The 25,714-nt window shown below is 69.0% G+C and carries 23 protein-coding genes; 16 read left to right on the top strand and 7 right to left on the bottom strand.

What is annotated here, in order from left to right:
- Positions 1-92 precede the first annotated feature (92 nt).
- From VEC11_RS03460 to VEC11_RS03445, 4 genes are read left to right on the top strand one after another with little or no spacing between them, the layout of a single operon-like run.
- Positions 93-1,379, top strand: coding sequence for a serine hydrolase domain-containing protein (locus tag VEC11_RS03460; RefSeq protein WP_464129108.1), 1,287 nt, complete (start codon positions 93-95; stop codon positions 1,377-1,379).
- Between the two features lie 14 nt (positions 1,380-1,393).
- Positions 1,394-2,848, top strand: a complete 1,455-nt coding sequence (guaB, locus tag VEC11_RS03455) for an IMP dehydrogenase (protein ID WP_464129106.1) — start codon at positions 1,394-1,396, stop codon at positions 2,846-2,848.
- The gene (locus tag VEC11_RS03450) at positions 2,845-3,996 is read left to right on the top strand and encodes an RsmB/NOP family class I SAM-dependent RNA methyltransferase (protein WP_464129104.1); all 1,152 of its coding nucleotides are present in this window, start codon (positions 2,845-2,847) and stop codon (positions 3,994-3,996) included. Before guaB ends, VEC11_RS03450 begins: the two co-directional genes overlap by 4 nt.
- Before the next feature lie 32 nt (positions 3,997-4,028).
- The gene (locus tag VEC11_RS03445; protein WP_464129102.1) at positions 4,029-4,565 is read left to right on the top strand and encodes a tetratricopeptide repeat protein; all 537 of its coding nucleotides are present in this window, start codon (positions 4,029-4,031) and stop codon (positions 4,563-4,565) included.
- Positions 4,566-4,688: 123 nt separating this feature from the next.
- On the opposite strand, the gene rsmA is transcribed toward VEC11_RS03445, so the two are convergent.
- The 4 genes from rsmA to VEC11_RS03425 all read right to left on the bottom strand — a co-directional run bounded on the left by rsmA (position 4,689) and on the right by VEC11_RS03425 (position 10,132).
- Positions 4,689-5,501 (bottom strand): 16S rRNA (adenine(1518)-N(6)/adenine(1519)-N(6))-dimethyltransferase RsmA, encoded by an 813-nt coding sequence (gene rsmA, locus VEC11_RS03440; protein WP_464129100.1) that lies wholly within the window; start codon positions 5,499-5,501, stop codon positions 4,689-4,691.
- Complete coding sequence (gene pdxA, locus VEC11_RS03435) at positions 5,498-6,499, bottom strand: 4-hydroxythreonine-4-phosphate dehydrogenase PdxA (protein ID WP_464129692.1); 1,002 nt, start codon at positions 6,497-6,499, stop codon at positions 5,498-5,500. Before pdxA ends, rsmA begins: the two co-directional genes overlap by 4 nt.
- Positions 6,492-7,823: a peptidylprolyl isomerase gene (locus VEC11_RS03430; protein WP_464129099.1), complete on the bottom strand. Its 1,332-nt coding sequence runs from the start codon at positions 7,821-7,823 to the stop codon at positions 6,492-6,494. The genes pdxA and VEC11_RS03430 overlap by 8 nt, the downstream gene beginning before the upstream one ends.
- Before the next feature lie 86 nt (positions 7,824-7,909).
- On the bottom strand, positions 7,910-10,132 hold the full coding sequence (locus tag VEC11_RS03425; RefSeq protein WP_464129691.1) for an LPS-assembly protein LptD: 2,223 nt from the start codon (positions 10,130-10,132) through the stop codon (positions 7,910-7,912).
- Between the two features lie 220 nt (positions 10,133-10,352).
- On the opposite strand from VEC11_RS03425, the gene VEC11_RS03420 reads away from it, so the two are divergent.
- The 9 genes from VEC11_RS03420 (at position 10,353) to VEC11_RS03380 (ending at position 18,978) form a co-directional block, all read left to right on the top strand.
- Positions 10,353-11,828, top strand: coding sequence for a leucyl aminopeptidase (locus VEC11_RS03420; protein ID WP_464129689.1), 1,476 nt, complete (start codon positions 10,353-10,355; stop codon positions 11,826-11,828).
- A 62-nt stretch (positions 11,829-11,890) separates the two neighbouring features.
- Positions 11,891-12,646 (top strand): TonB-dependent receptor, encoded by a 756-nt coding sequence (locus VEC11_RS03415; RefSeq protein ID WP_464129098.1) that lies wholly within the window; start codon positions 11,891-11,893, stop codon positions 12,644-12,646.
- An 80-nt stretch (positions 12,647-12,726) separates the two neighbouring features.
- Positions 12,727-13,146, top strand: a complete 420-nt coding sequence (gene ndk, locus VEC11_RS03410) for a nucleoside-diphosphate kinase (protein WP_464129097.1) — start codon at positions 12,727-12,729, stop codon at positions 13,144-13,146.
- A 142-nt stretch (positions 13,147-13,288) separates the two neighbouring features.
- Entirely contained in the window at positions 13,289-14,191 is a 903-nt protein-coding gene (locus tag VEC11_RS03405) for an SGNH/GDSL hydrolase family protein (RefSeq protein WP_464129095.1), read from the top strand.
- Between the two features lie 288 nt (positions 14,192-14,479).
- Complete coding sequence (locus tag VEC11_RS03400; protein ID WP_464129093.1) at positions 14,480-15,529, top strand: SGNH/GDSL hydrolase family protein; 1,050 nt, start codon at positions 14,480-14,482, stop codon at positions 15,527-15,529.
- Positions 15,529-16,779 carry an SGNH/GDSL hydrolase family protein gene (locus VEC11_RS03395; RefSeq protein ID WP_464129092.1) on the top strand — a complete coding sequence of 417 codons (1,251 nt, stop codon included), beginning with the start codon at positions 15,529-15,531 and terminating at the stop codon, positions 16,777-16,779. Before VEC11_RS03400 ends, VEC11_RS03395 begins: the two co-directional genes overlap by 1 nt.
- On the top strand, positions 16,780-18,189 hold the full coding sequence (locus VEC11_RS03390) for an MBOAT family O-acyltransferase (protein ID WP_464129091.1): 1,410 nt from the start codon (positions 16,780-16,782) through the stop codon (positions 18,187-18,189). It abuts the gene before it with no gap.
- Between the two features lie 10 nt (positions 18,190-18,199).
- Complete coding sequence (locus VEC11_RS03385) at positions 18,200-18,649, top strand: hypothetical protein (RefSeq protein WP_464129089.1); 450 nt, start codon at positions 18,200-18,202, stop codon at positions 18,647-18,649.
- Positions 18,650-18,663: 14 nt separating this feature from the next.
- Positions 18,664-18,978, top strand: coding sequence for a hypothetical protein (locus tag VEC11_RS03380; protein WP_464129088.1), 315 nt, complete (start codon positions 18,664-18,666; stop codon positions 18,976-18,978).
- A 61-nt stretch (positions 18,979-19,039) separates the two neighbouring features.
- On the opposite strand, the gene VEC11_RS03375 is transcribed toward VEC11_RS03380, so the two are convergent.
- From VEC11_RS03375 to purM, 3 genes are all read right to left on the bottom strand, one after another.
- Positions 19,040-19,705 (bottom strand): cell wall hydrolase, encoded by a 666-nt coding sequence (locus tag VEC11_RS03375; RefSeq protein WP_464129086.1) that lies wholly within the window; start codon positions 19,703-19,705, stop codon positions 19,040-19,042.
- A 225-nt stretch (positions 19,706-19,930) separates the two neighbouring features.
- Positions 19,931-20,524 (bottom strand): phosphoribosylglycinamide formyltransferase, encoded by a 594-nt coding sequence (gene purN / locus VEC11_RS03370; protein WP_464129084.1) that lies wholly within the window; start codon positions 20,522-20,524, stop codon positions 19,931-19,933.
- Positions 20,517-21,611 (bottom strand): phosphoribosylformylglycinamidine cyclo-ligase, encoded by a 1,095-nt coding sequence (gene purM, locus VEC11_RS03365; RefSeq protein ID WP_464129083.1) that lies wholly within the window; start codon positions 21,609-21,611, stop codon positions 20,517-20,519. The genes purN and purM overlap by 8 nt, the downstream gene beginning before the upstream one ends.
- 101 nt (positions 21,612-21,712) lie before the next feature.
- Here purM and VEC11_RS03360 point away from each other — a divergent pair, with 101 nt between their 5' ends.
- The 3 genes from VEC11_RS03360 to VEC11_RS03350 are packed head-to-tail and all read left to right on the top strand — an operon-like array spanning position 21,713 to position 25,714.
- Entirely contained in the window at positions 21,713-22,906 is a 1,194-nt protein-coding gene (locus VEC11_RS03360) for a heavy-metal-associated domain-containing protein (RefSeq protein ID WP_464129081.1), read from the top strand.
- Between the two features lie 10 nt (positions 22,907-22,916).
- Positions 22,917-23,537: an HdaA/DnaA family protein gene (locus VEC11_RS03355; protein ID WP_464129079.1), complete on the top strand. Its 621-nt coding sequence runs from the start codon at positions 22,917-22,919 to the stop codon at positions 23,535-23,537.
- A 2-nt stretch (positions 23,538-23,539) separates the two neighbouring features.
- The gene (locus VEC11_RS03350; RefSeq protein WP_464129078.1) at positions 23,540-25,714 is read left to right on the top strand and encodes an RNA degradosome polyphosphate kinase; all 2,175 of its coding nucleotides are present in this window, start codon (positions 23,540-23,542) and stop codon (positions 25,712-25,714) included.

Here is a 25,714-nt window from a genome sequence, read left to right as displayed (position 1 = left end):
CGGCGGCGGCGGCAGTGCCGTCCGACGCCCGGATTGCCCGCGACGCCGCCGCAGTCCTTGCGCGTGCGCGACCGTCAAACGGACCGGGTGCCGTGATCCTGATCGCCCGCGAGGAGCGCATCATCTACAGCGGCGCGCGGGGCATGGCCTCGATCGAGCTCGGCGTGCCCGTCGGCCGCAGCCAGGTCTTCGCCATCGCGTCGATCACCAAAATGTTCACCGCAGCCCTCGTCGTGAGGCTCGCAGAAGAAGGGCGACTCTCGCTCGACGATCGGCTCGCGCGGTTCCTGCCGGATTTTCCCGGCGCTGGAGACGTTACCCTGCGCCAGCTCCTCAACCATACCGCCGGCATCTCGGACCGCCGGGTGGCGCCCGGTCCATGGCCCCGCGACCTCACCACGGCCATGCTCGTCGCCGATATTGCGCGGCGCCCGCGCGATTTCGCGCCGGGCACGGAGCAACGCTACTCAAATGCCGGCTTCATCCTGCTCGGAGCCGTTATCGAGCAGGCAACCGGCAAGGCCTGGCACGTCGCGATGGCCGAGTATTTTTTTACGCCGCTCGGCCTCGCCCGTACGGGTTACGCCGGCGTTCGCGCACCCGTAGCGGGGCGGGTGCCCGGCTATTCCAGCTCCCCTTCGCGGCAGGACGTGCTGACCGCCTTCTCGAACCCCGCAGTGCCCGGCGCGGCGGGCGGCCTGATCGCCACCGCCGACGATCTCGCGCAGTGGATGCGTGCGCTCGCGAGCGGCCGCGCCATCGGCAGCGCCGGCTACGCGGAAATGGCCCGGCCGCCCGCGCTTCCCGGCGGCCCATCCCGCGATCCTTACGGTCTCGGCATGTATATCTGGCGGGTGCGCGGCGAAACGATGGTCGGGCATACCGGCCAGATCGACGGCTTTGCCTCGGCGCTCGCCTATCTGCCCGGGCCGAACGTCACAATCGTGATACTCGCCAACGACGACAATCTGGATGCACGCGGCATGGCGCGTCGACTGGCCGCGATCGCGCTCGGCAATCCCTATTCCGAGCCGGTGCCGCAACCGTTCGCACCGGAAGAGATTGCGTCGCTGGTGGGCACCTACCGGGTCGACCCGACGACGACGCTGACCTTGTCGCAGCGTGAAGGCGCGCTCTACGCGCAGCGGAGTCAGCGCAATCCGGTGCCGCTTCAGAAAGCGCGCAATGGCGATCTCCATTTCATGCCTGACGAGCTGACCTACTTCCGCCCCGTGCGGAGTGCGGACGGAGCGGTCGTCCGGCTCGACTATTTCCGCGACGGCGACGGCCCTCCCATTTCCTACCCGCGCATTCCCGAACCGGCCCCTAGCGCCGTAGCACCCCGGCGGTTACATGCGCCGGCAATCTCTGACTCATGACGTCTGGCGGATTCATGGACATCCCTCTCGGCCTCACCTTCGACGACGTGCTGCTGAAACCGGCGGCCTCCTCTATCGTACCCAGCCAGGCCGATACGAGCAGCCGGCTCACCCGCGACATCGCGTTAAACATCCCGATCCTCTCCTCCGCCATGGACACGGTCACCGAGGCGAAGATGGCGATCGTGATGGCGCAGCTCGGCGGCCTCGGCGTGCTCCACCGCAACATGGATGTGGAGGCGCAGGCCGACGCGGTCAGAAGCGTGAAGCGCTACGAGAGCGGCATGGTGGTCAATCCGATCACCATCCGTCCCGACCAGAGCCTCGCCGACGCCCGCGCTTTGATGGAGCGCCACAAGATTTCCGGCATCCCGGTGACGGAGGCGGGCGGGCGGCTCGTCGGCATCCTCACCAATCGCGACGTCCGCTTCGCCGAAAATCCGCGCCAGCCCGTCTCCGAGCTGATGACGCACGAGAATCTGGTCACCGTCGGCCCCGGCGTCGGCCAGGACGAGGCACGCCGCCTGCTCCATCAGCGCCGCATCGAGAAATTGCTGGTCGTGGACGACGACCGGCGCTGCGTCGGCCTGATCACCGTCAAGGATATCGAGAAGGCGGTGGCCTATCCGAACGCCACCAAGGATGCGGGCGGCCGCCTCCGCGTCGCCGCCGCGACCACGGTGGGGGACAAGGGGTTCGAGCGCTCGCAGGCCCTGATCGACGCCGAATGCGACCTGATCGTGATCGATACGGCGCACGGCCACAATGCCGACGTCGCGGCGGCGGTGGAGCGGATCCGCAAGCAATCGAATGCGGTGCAGATCGTCGCCGGCAACGTCGCGACGGGTGAGGCCACGCGCGCGCTGATCGGCGCCGGCGCGGACGCGGTAAAGGTCGGCATCGGCCCGGGCTCGATCTGCACGACCCGGGTCGTCGCGGGCGTCGGCGTGCCGCAGCTCACCGCGATCATGGACAGCGCGGAAGCCGCCCGCGACACCGGCACGCCGGTCATCGCCGACGGCGGCCTCAGGACGTCAGGCGATGTCGCCAAGGCGCTGGCCGCAGGCGCGTCCGCGGTGATGATCGGCTCGCTGCTCGCCGGCACCGAGGAGGCGCCCGGCGAGACCTTCCTCTACCAGGGCCGCGCCTACAAGAGCTATCGCGGCATGGGCTCGCTCGGCGCGATGGCGCGCGGCTCGGCCGACCGCTATTTCCAGCAGGATATCAAGGACCAGCTGAAGCTCGTGCCGGAAGGGATCGAGGGGCAGGTCGCCTATAAGGGCCATGCCGCCGATGTGGTCCACCAGCTGGTCGGCGGGGTGAAGGCGGCGATGGGCTATACCGGCGCCGCGACCATCGCCGACCTGCAGCAGGCCGAGTTCATCCGCATCACCAATGCGGGTCTACGCGAGAGCCATGTCCACGACGTCACCATCACCCGCGAGGCCCCGAACTATCCGCTGAGATGACGCCGCCTGCGCGCCTCCAGGCCGCGATCGAGCTGGTCGACGAAATCCTCGCTTCGGCGAAGGCCGGCGGGGCGGCGGCGGACACTTTGATCGCCCGCTATTTCAAGACGCGCCGCTATGCGGGCTCCAGGGACCGGCGCGCGGTCCGCGACCTCGTCTTCCGCGCGATCCGCAGGGCAGGGGAGGCGCCGGTCTCCGGGCGGGCCGCCCTGCTCGCTATGGCGGATCAGGTCCCCCTGTTCGACGGCTCGCCGCACGGCCCGCTGCCCGTGGCGGAGGGCGAGCCCGTCGCGGAAGCGGGCATCGCCCCGGCCTGGCTGCTTCGGCGCCTCGATCCGCTGGTCAGCGAAGACGAGCTGCCGGCCTTGCTCGAACGGGCACCGCTCGACGTCCGCATCAACCGCCTCAGGCCCTCGCCCCGGCTCGACGCCGCGCCGACGCCGCATTCCCCGCTCGGCCTGCGCTTTCCGGAAGGCACCCAGATCGAACAGATGGAGGCGTGGGCGGCCGGCACGATCGAAGTGCAGGACGAGGGCAGCCAGCTCATCTGCCTCGCCTGCGGAGCGCAGCCCGGCATGATCGCCGTCGATCTCTGCGCCGGGGCGGGAGGCAAGACCCTGGCGCTTGCGGCCGAGATGGCGGATCAGGGCCGGCTGCTCGCCTGCGACAGCGACCGCGCCCGGCTCTCGCGTCTGCCGCCGCGCGCCGGGCGGGCAGGGGTCACGATCGTGGAGACCCGGCTGCTCGATCCCGGCAAGGAAGTCGCGGCGCTGGCGGATTTTGCCGGCCAGGCCGACCTCGTCCTCGTCGACGCGCCCTGCTCGGGCACCGGTACCTGGCGGCGCAACCCGGAGACGCGCTGGCGGGCCAGCCCGGAGCGGCTGGAGCGGCTCACCGCGCTCCAGGCCCGCTTGCTCGATCTGGGCGGAACCCTTCTGCGGCCCGGCGGCATCCTCGTCTACGCCGTCTGCTCGCTGCTCGCCGAGGAGGGCAGGGACCAGGCCGCCGCCTTCACCGCCCGTTCAGGCCTCGTGCCCGAGACGGTGCCGATGCGGCCGGGCCGGCCTGCGGGATCGGGCATCCTGCTCACCCCGGGCCATGACGGGACGGACGGCTTTTTCGTCGCGCGCTGGCGAACGCCATGCTAGACCCGCGCGCGACAGGGAAGATGGAGTATTTGATGCGCCTTACGCCGATCGTCATTTCGCTGGGGATTGCCGCGGCGACCATCGCGAGCGCGGGCAACAGCCAGCGGCCCGACGACCAGGTCGATCCGCGCTCGGCCGCGCTCGTCGCGCAGGCCCAGACCCGCAGCACCGCCGGTCAGTACGACCAGGCGGTCGACCTGCTCGAGACCGCGCTCGTCGTCGATCCCGGCAATCGCAGCGCCTATATCGCGCTCGGCCGCGTCGCCCAGGCCCAGCGCCTGCCCGGCAAGGCGATCGGCTATTATGCCGACGCGCTCCGCCTGGAGCCGAACGATGTGAACGCGCTCGCCAGCCAGGGCGAGGCCTATGTCCAGCGCGGCGCCGTCGACCGGGCCCGGCAGAATTTGCAGCGCGTGCAGAGCCTCTGCGCCCAGCCCTGCCCGCAGGCGCAGCAGCTCGCCTCGGTGATCCAGCGCGGCCCGCCCGCCGAGGTGCTGGCGGCGCAGCGGCCCGAGCAGGGCGCGCCGCCGACTACCGCACCCGCGACCCCGGCGCCGCGGCCGAACTAGGACTCGCTCAGGCCAACGCACCACTCCGTTCGCCCGGAGCCCGTCGAAGGCTGCCTTTCTGTTCGGAAGTGAAGAGCAGGGCTTCGACGAGCTCAGCCCGAACGGTGTTGGTTGCGATGACTGCTAAAGTAGCCGGGCCACGGTGACGAAGTCCGCAACCGCCAGCGTTTCCGCGCGCCGTTCGGGGTCGATGCCGAGATTTTCCAGCGCCTCGACCGCGCCCGGCACACCCGCGAGCGAGCGGCGGAGCATCTTGCGGCGCTGGCCAAAGGCGGCGGCGGTGAGGCGTTCCAGGGTCGCGGCGCTGACGCCCTCCGGCTGCGTGCCCGGCGTGATGTGCACGACCGCCGACATCACCTTGGGCGGCGGCACGAAGGCGGAGCGGTGGACCTTCATCGCCAGCCTCGCCTCGCTGCGCCACTGGGCGAGCACCGAGAGGCGGCCATAGGCATCGCCACCGGGCTTCGCGACGATGCGCTCGGCAACCTCCTGCTGGAACATCAGGGTCAGTGAGCGCCACGCCGGCGGCCAGGGCTCGCCGCCGAGCCAGCGCACCAAGAGCGCGGTGCCCACATTATAGGGCAGGTTGGCGACGATATGCGCGCCAGCCGGCGGCTCGACCTCGAGCGCGTCGCCCTCGATCACGTCGAGCCGTCCGCCGGACGCCTCGGAAAGCTCGGCCAGTGGCGCCAGGCAGCGCCGGTCGCGCTCCACGGCCGTCACCCGCGCGCCGGCGCGCAGCAGCGCCCGGGTGAGCCCGCCCGGGCCCGGGCCGACCTCATAGACCAGCGCGCCGTCCAGCGGCCCGGGCACGCGCGCGATCCGGTCGAGCAATTGCTCGTCGAGCAGGAAATTCTGGCCCAGCGCCTTAGAGGCGCTGAGCCCGTGCCGCGCGATCACCTCGCGCAGGGGCGGCAGCCCCGCGAGTGAGCTCACGCCTCGGCGAGCCGGCGCGCGCAGTCTCCGGCAGTGCGGATGGCGGAGATCATCGCCCCGGGATCGGCGAGATTCTTGCCGGCAATGTCAAAGGCGGTGCCGTGATCCGGCGAGGTGCGCACGATCGGCAGGCCCAGGGTGCAGTTGATCCCCTCGTCGAAATGCAGCGTTTTCAGCGGGATCAAAGCCTGGTCGTGATACATGCAGAGCGCGGCGTCGTAATTACGGCGGCGGCGCTCGTGGAACATGATGTCGGGCGGGTGGGGGCCGCTGACCTTGTAGCCCTCCTCGCGGAGCCGCTCGACCGCCGGCACGACCGTATCCACCTCCTCGCGGCCCAGCGTGCCGTTCTCGCCGGCATGAGGATTGAGGCCGGCCACGGCGAGGCGGGGATTGTCCAGCCCGAACTGGCGCTGCAGGCCCTTGATCGCGACCCGCGCCTTGAGCACGATCCGCTCGATGCTGAGCTGGCCCGCCACGGTGCGCAGCGGGATGTGCGTGGTCACCGGGATCACCTTCAGCGTCGGTCCGGCCAGCATCATCGCGACGGAATCGGTGGCGACGCCGCAGCGTTCGGCGACGAATTCGGTCTGGCCCGGATGGACGAAGCCGATCGCGTAGAGCTGGGCCTTGGAGACCGGGCCGGTGACGAGGCCGCAGGCGGCGCCGGAACGGGTCAGGCCGACCGCGAATTCCAGCGAATCGAGCGAGTTGCGCGCCCCTTCGAGATCGGGCTGGCCCGGCACCACGATGGTATCGGACTTGACCCGGAGGATCGGCAAGCCCTCGTCATAGGCGCCCACCGCTTCGTGCGGGTCCTCGACCTCGACGATCGGGCCGTCCCAGACCGCACGTACGGCCGAGACGCTGCCGACGGCGAGAAAGGGCGGCACCTCTTCCTCCCGGCGCCGCTCCCAGGTTTTCGCGATGACCTCAGGCCCGATCCCCGCCGGGTCGCCGAGCGAGACGGCGAGGGGGACTCTCGGCTGGTCAGCGATAGTCGATCACCGCATCGCGCCGCAGATCGCGCAAATAGCGCTGCGCGCGGCGGGCGATCCGCTGGTCGTTCATCTGGCTGTAGATCTGGTCGGCGCTCGGGGCGACCGCCTCGGGCGGGTCTTCGCGGCCGCACAGGACGAGCACGCTGACCCGCTCCACCGAACCGAAAGCCTGGGTCGCCTGACCGACATTGAGGCCCAGCAGCATCTGCTGGAGCTGCGGCGGCAGCTCGCGGACCCGGACCTGGTCGTTGGAGATCAGCTCCGCGCCGATCCGCTGCGCCGTCGCCTGCGCATTGCCGCAGCCGGCCATGCGCTGCGCCGCCTGGCCCAGTTCCTGGCCCCGCGCCTCGGCCTGGGCGGGGGTCGAGCCGGCCGGGATGTTGATCGACATCTGCATCAGGCTCATCGTCGCGTCGCGCGGATCGGTGGTCAGGATGCGGCGCGTGTCGACCAGAAGGATGATCGAATAGCCGCCGGGAATGGGGATGGCGTCGCTGACCGCGCCGACCGGCATCTGCGTCACCAGGCCGGAAAGCTCGGCAGGCAGCTGGTCGGGCTGGATCCAGCCGAGATCGCCGCCGACCGCGGCCGTGCTCGCCTCGGAGAATTGGCGGGCCATGACCTGAAAGGGGGCGCCCTGGCGGATCTGCTGGACGAGCCTCGTGGCGTTGGCCTGCGCCTCGGCCGCTGTCTCGGGCGTCGAGGAAATATAGATTTCAGCGACCCGATATTCGGGCGTGCCGCGCCTTTCCTCGAGGCGCCGCATCACGGCCTGGACCTCGTCCTCGCCGACGGTGACGAAGGGATCGATGTTGCGCCGCTGGACCCGCTGCCAGCTGAGCTCGCCGCGGATCTGCCGCTTCAGCGTCCGCTCGGACGCGCCGATCGAGCGCAGATATTCGCGGAAGTCCGCCGGCGACCGCCGGGCATTGCCGGCGAAACGCGCGAAATATTGTTCGACCTCCTGGTCGGTCACCGCCATGTCCTGCTGCTGGGCCGCCTGGATCTGCAGCGATTCATCGATCAGGTTGCGCAGCACCTGGGCGCGGAAGCGCTCCATCTCCGCCGGCGGAATCTGGAACTGGTTGGTGACGATCAGCAAATTGGTGCGCTGGTCGACGTCGCTGCCCGTGATCACGTCGCCGTTGACGATCGCCGTCGCCTTGCGGACGCCTTCCTGCGTCTGGCCGACGAACTGCACGTTGCTCGGAATGTTGAGATTGCCTGCGGTCGGCTGACCGCCGCCCTGCGCCGCCACTGCCGATGCGACTGGCGCGATCAACAGAATCGCCGCCCTTGCGAAGCTACCGAACTTCATCATTCCTCCAGTGAAAGCAGGCACATCACCTGCATCGTCCTTGCTGAACCGCAGCTTAGCGGTCGTCCCCAGCCCCTGTCGCGCCTTCCTTAGCGCCCCAAATTCCGAAGCGCTACCCGGATGAGGAAAGAGTTGCCGCGCCTGGCGTCGCCGCTGTCCTCATAATCCCGGCGCCAGGTGACGCCAAGCTCGATACAGTCGTCGTCGTAGAGGATGCCGAGCCGGTGGCGGATCGGGGTGAAGCCGTCGGCGACCGAGAGCGGATCCTCCTGCCGGCTGGTCAGGTCGATGACCGCGGAGCCGAAGATCGACCAGTAGCGGGCGAAGCTGACCCGGCCGCCAAAACGGATTTCCTCGCGGTCGCGCAGATCCTCGATCGAGGGGTCGATGTTCCGGTCGAGCCGGAGATAGCCGATCGTCGCATAGGTGCGCCGCCCGCCGACCGTGGCGTCGATTTCGTTGCGCCGAAGGGCGAGGCTGTCCTTGTCGATCCGGAAGCGGTGGGTGAGGTTCACCATGCGGCCGATGCGGACGTTGGTCCGCCCGACAATGTCGGAGAAGCGGTCGGACAGGCCCGTGCCCGGCGGCAGGATCGATTGCTGGTTGGACAGGCGGTAGGACTGGCCGATCGTCGAGCGGATCGAGATGCGCGGCAGATCCAGCGCCCAGTCGGCGCCGTAGGTGATGCGCACGCCGTCCTCCCAGCGGTCGTAGCCGGGGAAGCGGTTCAGCGCGAACAGGTTCGAATCCTCGAGGTCGACCGAGCGGGCATCCTCGTTCGGAATGTCGAGATTCTCGGTCGGCGGCGAGGCGACGACCTGGATGCGCGGCGTGAAGCGCTGCGTGCCGCCCAGGAAGGTGCCGACGAACGGCCATTTCACGTCCGCCGCGATCGCACCGATGAACCGCCCGCTCCAGCCTTCATTGCCGCGATAGCTCACCGTCTGGGTCAGCAGGGTGTCATTGGCATGATAGAGATCGCCCCGCGCATAGGCGGTCAGCACCACTTCCTGGCCGAGCGGGGTGATGAAGCGCCGGTCCCAGCGGGCGCTGGCGAAGGCGCGCTGCGAATCCTGGCCTTCGGTGCGCAGGATGGCGAGGCTGTTCGCCTGCAGCTCGATCCGGCCGCCCAGGATCGGGTCGGCAATCCGCCAGCGCGCGTCGACAGCCGGAAGGACGAAGGGCTGCATGCCCTCGACGTCGGTCAGCCTGAGCCCCTCGAACGCCCAGCCGGCGATGGAGATGTAGCTGTCCTCGGTGATGCGCTCGGCATTGACGAAGCTGCGCAGCCGGTCATCGCGCGAAATGTCGTAGCGCCGCATGAAGGTGCGGTCGGTCGTGTAGCGGCCGAAGCCGGTGATCGTCCATTGCGGGTTGAGGATGATCCGGCCGCCGCCCTCGATATAGGCGCGGATGCCTTCGTTGCCGCTTGCATCGGGCGGCGCCAGCGGATCCAGCGCGATGCGCGAGCCGTAGGTGAAATAGCCGTGCGCGTAGAAGGCGCTGTTCGAGGTCAGCTGGCGATATTCGGCCTCCACCATCGGCAGCACGCCCGTATAGACGTGCGGCGTGATCGTCGCGTCGCGATTGGGCGCGAAGCGGATGTAATAAGGGGCGGACAGCTCCAGCCCGTTGCGGCGGCTGTAGCGGATCTCGGGCACCAGCACGCCGCTGCCGCCGCCCTGGCTGCCGTCCGGATGGGAGAGGCCGGGCAGGCCGAGGATCGGCGTCCCGAACAGGTTCAGGGTCGCGCCCTGGTAGGAGATGCGGTGGCGGACCGGATCGTGAACGACGCGGACCGCGTTGATCTGCCAGGTCGGGTCCTTCGGGCAGCCATCCGCATCGACCACGGCGCAGGCCGTATAGGCGGCGCGATAGAGGGTGGTGACGCCGTTGCGCCGTTCGGCGCGGATCGCCGCCAGCCGGCCGCCGTCGGCGAGCACGATCAGCATGTTCTCGATCACGCCGTCGCGCAGGGTGTCCTCGAGCTGGACGGAATCGCCGTAGGCGACGTCGCCTCCCGGGCTGACGATGCGGACGCTGCCCTCGGCCCTGACCTCGCCGGTGCGCCGGTTCCAGGTGACGCTGTTGGCGCGGAGGTTGTAGCCCTCGCGCGTCATCCGCACCTCGCCGGACGCGGTCACCACGTCGGCGCGGTCGTCGTAGACGAGCTGATCGGAGCTGAACTGGACCTCGACCGGCGCGCCCTCCGGGTTGGCGGTCGTGGTATCGGCCGGCGGGGGCGACGGAACGGGCGCCGGACCCGGCTCGGCAGGCGGGGGATCATCCTGCGCCAGCGCCGCACAGGGCATGCTCAGCAGCAGCGGCAGCGCGGTCCGGCAGATCAGTTTAAGCTTGTTCACAAATCCCGCTCATGGACCCTTCGCAGGACCGGGATTCACGCGCCAAGATCATGATCTTGGCCCGATCCCGATCCGGACGACAGGCGCCAGCCTATTGCACCGGAAGCCGCTCCCTGCAATGGCGCAGGTTTATGCGCGGCGATCCGCCGCTTCAGGAGAGCCCAGGTTGATCAAGATTTCCTTCGCAGCGGGGCGCCCTGAGGGCGCCTTCGCGCTCGCCATTCCGGTCCGCGGCGACGATTCCCTGGAGGCGCGGCTCGCCGCGCTCGGCCCGTCCGCCGGCCTTGCCGTCCAGGCGGCCGAGGCGCAGCGCTTCGAGCGCGAGCTCGGCGGGATCGCCGAAACCTTCATCGCAGAGGGCGAGGCGGTGCGCCGCCTGCTGGTCGTCGGCCTCGGCACGCAGGCCGACGCCGATGGCGGCTTCGAGCGCGCCGGCGGGGCGCTGACCGGCCGGCTGCTCGTCTCGGGCGAGACCAGGCTGGTCGTCGACCTTTCGGGCCTCGGCCTCGGCGCCAAGGATGCGGCGCGGCTCGCCTTCGGCGCGGCGGCCCGCTCCTGGCGTTACGACCGCTACCGCACGAAGCTGCCCCGCAAGCAGCAACCGACGCTGGAGGAAATCGTCATCGTCGGCGCCGACAAGGGCGCGGCCCAGGAATTTAAAAGGCTCGACGCCCTCCTCCAGGGTCTCGACCTGACCCGCAGCCTGGTCACCGAGCCGGCCAACATCATCTATCCCGAGAGCTTCGTCGAGCGGGTCACGGCCGCGCTCGAGGGCAGCGGCGTCGCAATCGAGGTGCTGGACGAGAAGCAGATGGCGAAGCTCGGCATGGGCGCCCTGCTCGGCGTCGCGCAGGGCTCGGTGCGCCCGCCCCGGCTGCTCGTCATGCGCTGGAACGGCGGCAAGGCGGGCGCGAAGGCCGTCGCTCTGGTCGGCAAGGGGGTCACCTTCGACACGGGCGGCATCTCGATCAAGCCCGCGCTCGGCATGGAAGCGATGAAGTGGGACATGGGCGGCGCCGGCGCCGTCGCGGGTGCCATGAAGGCGCTCGCCACGCGCAAGGCCAGGGTCAACGTGATCGGCGTCTGCGGGCTCGTCGAGAATATGCCCGACGGCAATGCCCAGCGGCCCGGCGACATCGTCACCTCGCTTTCCGGCCAGACGATCGAGGTGATCAACACCGACGCCGAAGGCCGGCTCGTCCTCGCCGACGCCCTGACCTGGGTGCAGCGCGAGGCCAGGCCCGAAGTGGTGATCGACCTCGCCACCCTGACCGGTGCGATGGTGATCGCGCTCGGCCACGAATATGGCGGCATGTTCTCGAACGACGACGGTCTGGCCGAGGGGCTCGCCGCCGCGGGCCGCGCCACCGGCGACAAGCTTTGGCGCCTGCCGATGGGCGAGGCCTATAACAAGATCATGGACTCGCCGATCGCCGACATGAAGAACAGCGCCTCGCGCGAAGGCGGCTCGATCACCGCCGCCTGCTTCCTCGAGCGCTTCATCGAGGAGGGCGTCAAATGGGCCCATCTCGACATTGCCGGCATGGCCTGGTCGGACAAGGCGGGCAGCCTCTACGACAAGGGCGCGACCGGCTTCGGCGTCGCCGTGCTGGACCGCTACATCGCCGACAATCACGAGGGCTAGCGTTCAATCGGCATTCAGGGCGGCGACCCGATCACGCACCCACAATCGAGTGGGAGGGTATCATGAAGACTGCATTCCGTATCGCCTTGCTGCTTGCCGTCGCACTGCCGTCGCCGGCCCTCGCGCAGGATCTCAACGCCGGCGAGGTCGTCGTCACCGGGAGCCGCGCGCGCCAGACCTATATCGATCCCAGGACGAACCGGGCGGTCGAGACGGGGGAGGATGCCAGCGGCCTGCCCTCGGTGGGCCTGCGCCGGCGCGCCGACTTCGCGCTGCTGCCGGTCGTCATTTCGGGCGACACGCGCGAGCGCGACCAGCGCCGCGAGGAAATCCTCACCATGGTGCGCAGCGCGCTCAGCCTTGCCGGCCGCTCGGGCATCGAGCTCGCCGTCGGCGACTTCTTCGTCGTGCCGCTCACCAACGAGAATTACCGGACATTGAGCTTCATCGGCGACGGCCGGCCGGACAGCGAGCGGGTCGTCTTCTTCATCAAGACCCGGCTGGGCGCCAGCGCTGAGGAGGCCAATGCAGCGATCACCCGGCTCGAGCAGTTCGTGCGCTCGGTGCCGGCGGCGGGCCGGGCCGAGATGCGCGCGGCCGGTCCGCTCACGCTGTCGATCGTGGCCCCCGACCAGTATCGCAACCAGCTGCTCGACCAGATCGCGACCGAGGCCCGCGCCATCGCCGCCCGCTTCGGCCCGAACCAGGGCGTCGAGGCGCGCGGCCTCGACCGGCCGGTGGAATGGCGCCGCGCCGGCATCACCGAGGTCTTCCTCTACATCCCGCACCAGCTGACCTTCCGCCCGGCCGGCGGCTGAGACGCGGTCTTGCCTCTGTCATGCTCCGCGTCTAGGGGACCGGCCAAACCAATCCCCCTAGACACGGAGCTTCAGCGGGCATGGCCGAGCGTACCTTTTCGATCATCAAGCCGGACGCCACCCGGCGCAACCTGACCGGCGCAGTCACCAAGATGCTGGAGGAGGGCGGCCTGCGCGTCGTCGCCTCGAAGCGCATCCGCATGACCAGGGAGCAGGCCGAAGGTTTCTACGGCGTGCACCGCGAGCGGCCCTTCTTCAACGACCTGGTCGCGTTCATGACCTCGGGCCCGGTGGTCGTTCAGGTGCTTGAGGGCGACAACGCCGTCGCCCGCAACCGCGAGATCATGGGCGCGACCAATCCGGCCAATGCCGAGGAAGGCACGATCCGCAAGGTCCATGCGGAATCGATCGAGGCGAACAGCGTGCACGGCTCGGACAGCCAGGAAAATGCGAAGATCGAAATCGACTTCTTCTTCACGCCTGACGAAATTGTCGGCTGAGCTTTAGCCCGGTCTCCGGTGCGGGGCCGCACCCGGGCCCGCGGCCGGCGATTGTCTTTTTCGCCGAAATAAACTCTACTCGTCGCGGGAAACGCTCGATTCGGCGTGCGATGGCGCGCGTCCGGCGGGCGAGTGGGGACAGGTGCCGAAGCTGCTGGCGCCATTGCGGGACCGCTTCACGATGGTCGCTTTGGCCATCGCGGCGGCGGCGCTCGCCCTGATCCTCGTCTTCGGCCGCTCCAATCCGATCGAGGCGCGCACCACGCTTCCCGACGCCACGCCGCAGGCACCGGCGCGGCTTGCCGGCGTGGCGCCCAATCTGTCGGACGCGGCGCTTTCGGGCCGCCAGGTCCATGTCGGCATATTCGGCGACAGCTTCGGCGATGGCATCTGGTGGGCGCTCGACCAGCAATTGCGGCGCGAGCACGACATCCAGCTGCACCGCCTCGCCCGACCCTCGACGGGCTTTACCAGCTACGGCCACCTCAACCTGCTCGAGGACATCCGCGCCAAGCTCGACCGGCAGCCGCTGGACGTCGCGATCATCTCCTTCGGCGCCAACGATACCCAGGGCATTTCGGTCGACGGCCGGCCGGTCCGCTACATGAGCGACGAATGGCGCCGGGTGATCGGCGCCCGCGTCGACGCGATCGTCAACCTGCTGCGCGAGCGGGGCGTCCAGGTCTACTGGATCGGGCTGCCGAGGATGCGGTCGGCGAGCTACGAGGAGAAAGCGCGCGCGCTCAGCGGCTTCTTCGCCGAGCGCATGCACGCGCTGGCGGTGCCGTTCATCGACACCGTGGCCGCGACCAGCGACACCGAGGGCCATTATGTCGAGCGCCTGCCCAACCCCCGCACCGGCCGGATGATGCAGGCGCGCAGCGGCGACGGCATCCACATGACGATGAACGGCTATACGATCCTGACCCAGGGGCTGTCCCGCTATCTGAAGCGGCGCGTCGCGGCCCTGCGCGCGGAGGCGGCGCGGCTCAATGCGCGCCAGGCTTCGTCCGCGCCGGCCGGACGGCGCGCGCCGAGTGCGTAACCGCCTTCGCTCCCAAGGGAAATCTGCACGGGTCGCCGAGCGCGGCGCTTGCATCGATTCCGGCTTTCGCACATAGATCAGGCGGGCGGCGGGAACGGGTTTCGGGAACCCGGCCGTAGAGCCTGATCACTGGGGCGGAAGCAGGGGCGCGCTTCCGCTGCAAGGCGTGGATCAGATTCTATTCCTGGCTGGGACCGTGAGTCACGTTTCAGGCTGGATTCAGCCTGACGCGGCCAGGGTCCGGCGCCGTCCGGAGCGGATGAGGGCCTGATACCCGTGAATAAATTCATGTTTGCGTTGGACCGGACCGCGGTGCTGTTCATCGGCATCGTCGTCGGCGCGGTCGTCGGCATCTCCTTCTTTACCGGCGGCGACCGGGTGCCGGGCGGCGAGGCCCAGGCCAAGCCGGTGCTGCCGCCGCCAACCGCGATCGCCGCCTCGCCCGCTGCGCAGACCTTGGCCGCCAACGTCGCCGACGGGCTCGCCCCCCGCCTCGCCGAGGCCGTGCGCGAGGGCCGCACGATCCGCATCGGCGTGTTCGGCGACAGCTTCGGCGACGGCGTCTGGGCCGGCGTCTACAACATCCTGCGCGGCGACGATCGCTACGAGGTCCGCCAATTCTCGGAGCGGTCGACCGGCTTCACCCGCTATCGCAGCCTCAACCTGCTCGACGATGCCCGCGCCAAGCTGGACCGCAACCCGGTCGACATCGCGATCATCTCCTACGGCGCCAACGACACCCAGGGCATCTATCTGGACGGCCGCGGCCACCAGTTCATGAGCGAGGGCTGGCAGCGGATCGTGACCGAAAGGGTGACCGCGATCATCACCCTGATGCGCGAGCGCGGCATCCAGGTCTATTGGGTCGGCCTGCCGAAGATGCGCGAGGCGCAGTTCGACACCGACATCCGCGCGATGAACGCCTTCTTCACCTCGCGCATGCAGGCGCTCGGCGTGCCCTATATCGAGACGGCGACCTTGAGCACCGGCGCCGACGGCCAGTTCGCGCCTTACCTCACCGATCCGCGGACCCGCGAGCGGTTCAACGCCAGGACCAATGACGGCGTCCACATGACCATCCCGGGCTATATCCTGGTGATGCGGCCGCTGACCGACCGGATCCGCCGCTCGGTCGCCGCTGCCGGCGGCCCGGCGGCGCCCGCCGCCCGTACGGCGGACAGCCGGCCTGCCCCCGCTCCGGAGCGCCAGACCGGGCGCCGGACGGAACGGCGGGAGCCGGCGCGCGAGGAGCGCCCGCGCGAGCGGCCGCGCCCGCGCGAAAACGATGGCCGGGAGGCGCCCGCAGGCAAGGCCCGCGAAGCCAGGTCCGCGCGCTGATGCTGGGCCTTCTCGGCGCGGCCGCGGCGTTCGCGGCGATGCAGGCGCCCGCTTCCGCCTCCTGCTTCCAGAACCTCTGCAACAGCGAGGCGATCGCGCCCTTCCTCGCCAAGTTGCGCGCGGCGCGGCCCAATTCCGGCACGCCGCTGCACATCATCCAGATCGGCGACAGCCACACCGCCGGCGACAATATCACCCAGGGCTGGCGCAGCCGCATCCAGGCCGCGCACGGCAACGGGGGCAGGGGGGTGCTCGCCGCCGGCCGGCCCTATCAGGGCTATCTGACCTGGGGCGTCACCGCCTCGCAGACCCCGGGCTGGAGCGTGAACGCGACCTTCGGCCGGGGCTGGCGCGATGGCGGGCAGCCGCTCGGCATCTCCGGCTTCACCCAGACGGCGCGCACCGCCGGCGAGACCATCGGAATCACCGCCGATTCCCCGGACCAGAATTTCGACCGCGTCATCCTGTGCGCGATCGCCCAGCCGGGCGGCGGCACCTTCATCCTGCGCCTGGGCGGCGAGGAGCATCGCTGGAGCCTCGACGCACCGCAGACCCAGCCCGCCTGCCGCGCCGTGGACAGCCAACATCCGGTGGGCTCGGCCTCGGTCACCACCGAGGATGAGGGGATCGTCTCGATCACCTCGTTCGGCACCTTCCGCAGGCGCGGCGGCGTCGTCCTCTCCAACCTGGGCGTGGTCGGCGCGCAGCTCAGCCATTTCGGACGCACCGACGATGCCGTGCTGCGCGCCGAGTTCGGCGTCTACCGGCCCGATCTGATCGTGCTCGCCTTCGGCACCAACGAGGGCTTCTCGCCCGCCGGCTCGGGCGACGGCTTCGAGGCCTCGATCCGCAGCCAGGTCGCCCGCATCCGCCGCCTCGCCGGACCGAACGTGCCGATCCTCCTGCTCGGCGCGCCCGACGCCGGCACGCGCAACGGCGCCATTTCCGGCGGCGTGAATTGCGGCGAGGGCTGGTACGAGCCGCGCCTGCTCTCCATTGTCCGCGACCGGCAGATCCGCATCGCCCGCGAGCTTCGCCTCGGCTTCTGGAACTGGGCGGCAGCGATGGGCGGCCGCTGCGCCTCCTTTCAGTGGGTGCTGACCACGCAGATGCGCGGCGACCATGTCCATTTCAGCCGGGCCGGGGGCGACCGGATCGGCGCCTTGCTGGCTGCCGACATCGACCGCGCGGCCCAGGGCGTCCGCGCCTTGCCGCCCGCTTTGCAGCCGGCGGACCGGAGGCGGCCCTAGATGCTGTTTCCGACGCTCACCTTCGGCCTGTTCTTCCTGTTCGTCTACGGGCTGACTTGGTCGCTGAAGGCGTCGAACGAGTGGCGCAAGATCGTCCTGCTCGTCGCTTCCTGGTATTTCTACGGCGCCTGGGACACGCGGTTCGTCGCCCTGCTCATGGCGTCGGGCATCCTGAACTGGGGCGCGGCGCGGCTGATCGTCGCGGCCGAGGACCGGCCGAAGCTCAGGAAGGTCTGGCTCGCCATCGGCATCGCCATCAACCTGACCATTCTCGGCTTCTTCAAATATTACGGCTTCTTCATGGAGCAGGTGGAGCATCTGCTGCACAGCCTGGGATGGGAACGCGACCTCTACATCATGCAGGTCGTGCTCCCCGTCGGCATCTCCTTCTTCACCTTCCAGGGGATGAGCTACGTCATCGACATCTACCGGCGGAAGACCGAGCCGGCGTCCCTGCTCGACATGGTCCTCCTGATGAGCTTCTTCCCGCACCTCGTCGCCGGCCCGATCGTCCGCGCCTCGCACCTCATTCCCCAGTTCAAGAAGGTGCCCGAGCTCACAAGGGGCATGGCCGCCATGGGCCTCGCCCTCATCGTCTGGGGCCTGTTCAAGAAGGCCATAATCGCCTCCGAGCTCGCCACCGGCCTGGTCGACCAGACCTTCTTCGATCCTTCCGCGCAGTCGAGCCCCGACCTGATCGCCGGCGCCTATGGCTATGCGGTGCAGATCTACTGCGACTTCTCCGCCTATACCGACATGGCGGTCGGCCTCGCCGCCCTGCTCGGCTACCGCTTCCCGCACAATTTCAACCAGCCCTACCGCGCCGTCTCGCTGCAGGATTTCTGGCGGCGCTGGCATATCAGCCTGTCGAGCTGGCTGCGCGACTATCTCTACATTTCGCTGGGCGGCTCGCGCCACGGCCTGGTCCGGCTCTGCCTCGCCCTGATGGGCACGATGCTGCTCGGCGGCCTGTGGCACGGGGCGAGCTGGAACTTCGTCATCTGGGGCGCGCTGCACGGCTCGGTGCTGGCAGTCGAGCGCCTTTGGCGCGAATTCCGGCCGAAAGGATGGAAGCCGATCCCGAACTGGCTCGGCATCCTCATCACGTTCCACATCGTCCTTCTCGGCTGGATCTTCTTCCGCGCGCAGAGCTTCGATTCCGCGCTCGCCTTCATCGCAGGCATCTTCACCGCGGGCGGCACCGCGGCGCTGGTCACGCCGATGCTGCTGGCGATGATCCTGGTCGGCATGACCTTCCACTATGCGCCGCCCTATACGATGCAGCGCGTGGCGATGAAGATCCGCACGGTGAACGCGCTCTGGGTCGGCCTCGGCATCGGCCTGTTCATCCTCGTCGTCGACGCGATGCGCCCCGAGGGCGTCGCGCCCTTCATCTATTATCAGTTCTGAGGCGCGGCAGATGGCGAGAAAGAAAAAGGGAAGCGACCCGGAGCGGATCGAAACGGCGACCGAGGAGATCGAGAAATTCCCGGTCGAGCAGGAGCCGCTGCCGGACGCGCTCGGCCTGACCCACACCTCCTCGCCGGTCGACCTGCCCGAGCCGGCGGTACCGTTGCCCCATGACGGCCTCAAATGGACGACCACCGTGATGGTGGTCGCCACCTTGTTCCTCCTCGTCTTCAACGCCCACGCGTTGCGCGGCTGGGCGTATGAGCTGGTGCCCGACGACACCAGCGCGAAGATCGTCGTGGTCAGCGAGCGCTGGTACGACCTCACCGCCAGGGCAGGCCTCAACCGCCCGGTCGAGGCGCTGCACGGCTGGTGGCGCGGCAACATGAACCTGCGCTTCCCGGGCCAGGCCGAGGCGGCACCGGATGTCAGGCTGGAGAGCGACCAGCCGGGCGGGTGACTGGAGACGCTGCAGTGATCTATCCGTTCATGGCTGTCGTCGCTGATTGCCTGGAAGCCACCCACCACCAGGCGGAGTTCGTGGGAGAGGTGCGAGAGGCTTTCGCGGATATCGCGGCCCAGCGGCGGGACCTCGTAGACCGTTATGACGAAGCCTTTCCCCGTCGAGACGCGGGGGAGATCGAACGACTCCTGATAATCTGCCAGGCACTTCTGGACGAGCGTGAAGACCTATGGATCGGCAATCTGCGGATTAATGCCGTGACAAAGCGGCTGTTCATAGGAACGGGTCGCTCGGTGCCGCTATTCCCATATCGGCAGGGTATCTGATCCCCCAAAGAAAAGGGCGGCCCCGAAGGACCGCCCCTGTCTCGTCAATGCTCCGACCGCGCTAGCGGTAGAAGACGTGGCCGGCGAGGCGCCCGACGCGGGTGCGGCCGCGGAAGTTCACGCGCGCATAAGCGGCGTGGAAGAAGAGCGCGCCCTCCATCACCTGATCGCTGGTGCCGTCCCGGGCCTCCCGGGCCACTTCCACCGCCGTGCGCCAGCGCTGGTTGGTGCGCGACGGATTGTAGGCGTGGACGTTGAAGAACTGGCCGCGCTGCATGATCACGCCGCAGATGGTGCGGCCGAAGCGGCGGCGCGGATCGTTGACCCGGTTCATCACCACCTGCGCGACGGCGAGCTGGCCGGCGCGGGGCTGGTTGCCGGCCTCGTGGACGACGACCTTGGCGAGGCACTCCAGCTCGGCGTCGACGGTCTGCGTCCGCGGACGGGCCGGGACCGGCTCGGAGGTTTCAGGCGTGGCGACCAGGTCGCCGTCGCGGACGCCGTCAATTTCGGGCGCGGCGGGCTGCTCGACGATGAGCGCCTCGCTGGCCTGCGGCTGGACGGGCGTGGGGATGGTCGAAGCGACCTGGATGGGCTGCGGCGTCTGGGACGCCTGATGCGCTTCGGCCGAACCGGCGGCGAGCGCGAAACCAAGGGGTGCCAGGGCGGCACCGGAAAGCGCGACGGCCCCGACGGCCACCGCAAGCGGCTTTCCGAAAAACGACATTCAATACTCCACAACAGGCGCCAAACGGGGAATGACGCGCGCAGCAGGGGAGCCGCGCGGTTCCGCGTTTCACGTCTTATCTTGGGATGAGGTTACGCCTCCCGCGATCGAGGAGTCCTCTGGCGGCGGAATCCCGGGGGCGCAACAAAGGGACGGCGAGTCGTGAGCCCAACGGGACGAATGGCGGAGCCGAAACGACGCCCGAACGTGCATCAAAGGGCGGATTTAACTCTCTAATTCCCTCACAGCGCGGCAATATTCCTCCAGGGCGAGCGGATAGAGGCGATGTTCTTCCTCGAGAACTCGTTGCGCCAGCGACTCGGGGTCGTCGCGCGGCAGGATCTTCACCCTGGCCTGGGCGACGACCGGCCCCGAATCGAGATCCGCGGTGACGACATGGACCGAACAGCCGGCGAACTCGTCGCCGGCGAGCAATGCCCGCCGGTGCGTGTCGAGGCCTTTGTGCAGCGGCAGCAGGCTCGGGTGGATGTTGAGGATCCGCCCTTCCCATTTGTCGACGAAGCCGGGAGAGAGGAGGCGCATATAGCCGGCCAGAGCGACGATCTCGATGCCATGCTCCTCGAGGGCGGCGTCGAGCAGGGCGTCGAACTCCGCCCGCTTCATGCCCTCGTGGCTCTTCGCCCAGGTCCTGAGGCCCAGCCGTTTCGCCAGCACCAGCCCGCGCGCTTCCGGCACGTTCGAGGCGACCAGCTCGATCCTGTAGGTCCGCTCCGGATCGCGGCGCTTGTGCTCGGACAGGGCCAGCATGTTGGAGCCGCGCCCCGAGATCAGCACGGCGACCCGCACCGGATCAGCCATGATGGGTGGCGCTCCAGGCCTCCGGGGTGGACCAGGTTTCGGCCGGGCCGGAGACGGTGCAGCCGCGCGGGCCGCTCTCGATACGGCCGATCGTGAAGACTTTTTCTCCAGCCTCTTCAAGCCGTTCCGACACGACCTTCACATCGGTTTCGGAGACGAGCAGCACCATGCCGATGCCGCAATTGAAGGTCCGCGCAAACTCGCCCGGCTCGATCCGGCCCTGCGCCTGGAGGAAGGCCATCAGCCGCGGCTGCGGCCAGGCGCCCGCGTCGATCCGGGCGTGGAGCCCTTCCGGCAGCACGCGCGGGACATTCTCCAGCAGGCCGCCGCCGGTGATGTGCGCCAGCGCGTGGACCAGCCCGGCGCGGATCACGGGCAGCAGGCTCCTCACGTAGATGCGCGTCGGCGCGAGGAGGGCCTCGATCAGCAGCCTTTCCTGGTCGAACAGGGCGGGCCGGTCGAGCTTCCAGCCCTTGTCGGCCGCCAGCCGCCGCACCAGCGAAAAGCCGTTCGAATGCACGCCGGAGGAGGCGAGGCCGAGGATGACGTCGCCTTCCGCCACCTTGTCGCCGGTCAGCGCCTCGCCGCGCTCGACCGCGCCGACGCAGAAGCCGGCGAGGTCGTAATCGCCCGCGGCATACATGCCGGGCATTTCCGCGGTCTCGCCGCCGATCAGCGCGCAGCCCGCCTGCCGGCAGCCCTCGGCGATGCCGGCGATCACCCGCTCGGCGACGCCGTTGTCGAGCTTCCCGGTGGCGAAATAGTCGAGGAAGAAGAGCGGCTCGGCGCCCTGCACGATCAAATCGTTGGCGCACATCGCGACGAGGTCCACGCCGACCCCGTCGTGCCGGCCGCTGTCGATGGCGAGCTTGAGCTTGGTCCCGACCCCGTCATTGGCCGCGACCAGCAGGGGATCGCGATAGCCCGCCGCCTTCAGGTCGAAGAAGCCGCCGAACCCGCCCAGAGAGACGTCCGCGCCGGGCCGGGCCGTGGCCCTGGCCAGCGGCCCGATCGCCTTCACCAGCGCATTGCCGGCCGCAATGTCGACGCCGGCTTTGGCGTAAGTGTAGGATTCCTCGTCGCTCATGGCCCGCGCCTACCCAGAAGCGGCTTGGATTTCCACGGCCAACTCGCCAAAAGGCCCGCGTGAGCTTCCTGCGCCGCCCCTTTGCCTTGCTGATTCCGGTCATGGCTCTCAGCCTCATGCTGGGCGGCTCGGCGATGCGCGCGCAGCTGGACGGCACCAATCGCGGCATCGATCCCTATGACAGTTCGACCAATTTCGAGGTCGGCGGGGTGCAGGTCGACATCCGCGCCGCCAATGCCGAGGCGGCGCGGAGCGAGGGTTGGCGGCGGGCGCAGATCCTCGGCTGGCGCATCCTCTGGGCGCGCACCCACAACCGGCCCATCGACCAGGCGCCGGACCTCCCCGAATCGACGCTGTCCGGCCTCGTCTCGGGCATCATCATCGAGCAGGAACAGATCGGTCCGACCCGCTACATCGCGCGGCTCGGCGTGATGTTCGACCGGGCGCGGACCGGGCAATTGCTCGGCGTATCCGGCCAGATCACCCGTTCGGCGCCGATGCTGCTGATCCCGGTCATGGTCACCGGCTCGTCCAGCTACAGCTTCGAGTTCCGCAACCTCTGGCAGCGCGCCTGGGCCGAATATCGCACCGCCGGCTCGACGATCGACTATGTCCGCACCGCCGGGCGCGGCATCGACCCCTTGCTGCTCAACTACCCGCAGACCCAGCGCCGCGGCCGCGGCTGGTGGCGGCTGCTGCTCGATCAATATGGCGCCGCCGACATCCTGATCGCCGAGGTCGACCTCAGGCGGCTCTATCCGGGCGGTCCGGCCACCGGCATCTTCACCGCGCGCTACGGGCCGGACGGGACCTTCCTCGGCCGCTTCGTGCTGCGCGCGGCGAACAGCAGCGCGATCCGCACCATGTTCGACGAGGGCGTGCGCCGGATCGACGGCCTCTACCGCCAGGCGCTCGCGCAGGGCCTGCTCAGGCCCGATCCCAGCCTCGTCATCCTCGCCGCGCCGCTGCCGCCGGCGCTGGAGGAACCGGCCGAGGAAACGACCGACGGCAACACCCTGGCGACCGCAGAGGAGCCGACGGCCGCGCCGGCGACGATCCAGAGCTTCAATGTCCAGGTCGCGACGCCTGACGCCGCCTCGGTGCAGCGCGCCGAGCTCGACGTCAGCCGGGTCGGCGGCGTCGCCTCCGCGATCACCACCAGCCTCGCGCTCGGCGGCACCTCGGTCATGAACGTGCGTTTCGCCGGCGATGCCGCCGCCTTCACCGCCGCGCTCCGCGCCCAAGGCTGGAACGTCACCGTGGTGAACGGGAATACGTTGAGGATTTCACGCTAAAGGGGGGGCGGTGAACCAGATTGCACTGCCTTTCGCCTGGCCGGTCGCCGACCGCGACGAGGATTTCCTGCTGTCCGACGCGAACCGGGCGGTGGTCGAGCATCTCACCCGCTGGTCGCTCTGGCCGGTCATGGCGACCCTGGTCACCGGCCCGCGCAAGTCCGGGCGCAGCCTGCTCGGCCGGATCTTCGTCCGCAAGACCGGCGGCCGGCTGTTCGACAATGCCGAGGCGCATGACGAGGAGGCCCTGTTCCATGCCTGGAACGAGGCGCAGTCCGCGCGCCGCCCGCTGCTGATCGTGGCGGACAGGCCGCCGCCCGCCTGGGCGATCGCGCTGCCGGACCTGCGCTCCCGGCTCGCGGCGACGCCGCAAATGGAGATCGGCCCGCCCGACGACGCCCTGCTCGGCCAGCTGGTGCTGAAGCTGCTCGGCGACCGGGGCATCGCCGCCCCGCCCGAGCTCGCCGATTTTCTGGTCCCGAGGATAGAACGAACCTATATCTCGGCCATCATGATCGTCGACATCCTCGACCGGGTGATGCTCTCGCACCACCGCCGGATGACCGTCCCGCTCGCCAAAAGGGCGCTCGAGGAAGCCGGCCTGATCCACCGCGCGCGGCAGGCGGGCTGAGAATGACGCAGCCCATCCCGATCAAGCCGGCCAACGATGCCGCGGCGGAAACGCCGGAGACGGGCGCCCGCTTCTTCAACCGGGAACTCAGCTGGCTCGCCTTCAACCGACGCGTGCTGGAAGAGGCGTGCAACCCCGCCCATCCCTTGCTGGAGCGGCTCCGCTTCCTCTCCATCTCGGGCAACAATATCGACGAATTCTTCATGGTCCGCGTCGCCGGCCTCAAGGGCCAGCAGCTGGCCGGGGTCGAAGAGCGCTCGGCGGACGGGCTCAATCCCGCCCAGCAGCTCGCCGCGATCGGCGCCGAGGCGGACGATCTCACCGCCAGCCAGCAAAGGGTCTGGGCGGACCTGCGCGAGGCGCTGCGCGAGGCCGGCGTCGTCGTGCTCTCCAACGAGGAGATCACGCCCGCCGAGGACGAGTGGCTGGAGCGCCATTTCGACGACCACGTCTCCCGCGTGCTCACCCCGCAGGCGATCGACCCGGCGCATCCCTTCCCGTTCATCCCGAACAAGGGCTTCTCGCTGATCTTCGACCTGCGGCGCCAGTCGGACGGGGAGCAGATCCGCGAATTGCTGATGATCCCGGCCAGCCTGCCGCGCTTCATCCGCCTGCCGGGCGAGGCGGCGCGCTACGTGCCGATCGAGACCCTGATCCGCCGCCAGATCGCCAAGCTCTTCCCGGGCTATAAATTGCTCGGCGGCGGCGCCTTTAGGATCATCCGCGACAGCGACATCGAGATTGAGGAGGAAGCGGAGGACCTGGTCCGCTTCTTCCGCAGCGCGATCAAGCGCCGGCGGCGGGGCCGGGTGATCCGCCTGAAGCTGGAGGAGATGATCCCCGACGATCTCGAGGCCCTGGTCCGCGAGGGCATCGACGCCTCGGACGCGCTCGTCTTCGAATCGACCGGCTTCCTCGGCATCGCCGACCTCGCCCAGTTGGTCGAGGAGGACCGGCCCGACCTCAAGTTCACCCCCTTCACGCCGCGCTTTCCCGAGCGGATCCGCGAATATGACAGCGACTGCTTCGCCGCGATCCGCGCCAAGGACATCGTCGTCCACCATCCCTATGAGAGCTTCGACGTCGTCCTCGCCTTCCTGCGCCAGGCGGCGGACGATCCGAACGTGGTCGCGATCAAGCAGACGCTCTACCGCGCCGGCAAGCAGAGCGCGGTGATCAACGCCCTGATCGCCGCCGCCGAGGCGGGCAAGTCGGTCACCGCCGTGGTCGAGCTCAAGGCCCGGTTCGACGAGGAGCAGAATCTGATGTGGGCCGACGCGCTGGAGCGCGCCGGCGTGCAGGTCGTCTACGGCTTCATCGAGTGGAAGACCCACGCCAAGATGTCGATGGTCGTGCGGCGCGAGGAGGGCGGCACCTACCGCACCTACTGTCATCTCGGCACGGGCAATTACCACCCGATCACAGCGCGCATCTACACCGACCTCAGCTTCTTCACCGCCGACCCGAAGATCAGCTCCGACGTCGCCGACATATTCAATTACATTACCGGCTACATTGAACCCCGGGGCCTCGAGAAGATCGTCATGTCGCCGCTGCAGATGCGGCCGAACATCGAGCAAATGATCGACGCGGAGATCGCCAACGTCCGCGCCGGGCGCCCGGGCGCGGTCTGGGCCAAGCTCAACTCGCTGGTCGACCCGGCGATAATCGACAAGCTGTACGAGGCGAGCCAGGCGGGCGTCGACGTCGACCTCATCATCCGCGGCATCTGCTGCCTGAGGCCTGGCGTTCCGGGCCTCAGCGAGAATATCAGCGTGAAGTCGATCGTCGGGCGGTTCCTGGAGCACAGTCGCATCTGGTGCTTCGGCAATGGCGATGCGCTGCCCAATCGCGAAGCCAGGGTCTACATCTCCTCCGCGGACTGGATGCCGCGCAATTTCGACCGCCGCGTCGAATATGCGCTGCCGATCGAGACCGACACGGTGCACGCCCAGGTGCTGGACCAGGTGATGGTCGCCAACATCATCGACAACGAGCAGAGCTGGCACCTCAATGCCGACGGCTCCTATACGCGCTTCGCCTTGCTGCCGGGCGAGAAGCCGTTCAACCTGCACCATTATTTCATGACCAACCCGTCGCTCTCGGGCCGCGGCGCCGCGCTTCGCTCGGACGGGGCGACGCCGAGGAAGCTCACCATCCCGCGCGGCCGGGCCTAG

This window comes from Allosphingosinicella sp., from assembly GCF_035626655.1.
Taxonomy (GTDB): Bacteria; Pseudomonadota; Alphaproteobacteria; order Sphingomonadales; family Sphingomonadaceae; genus Allosphingosinicella.
This window is presented reverse-complemented; position numbering and strand designations above follow the sequence as displayed.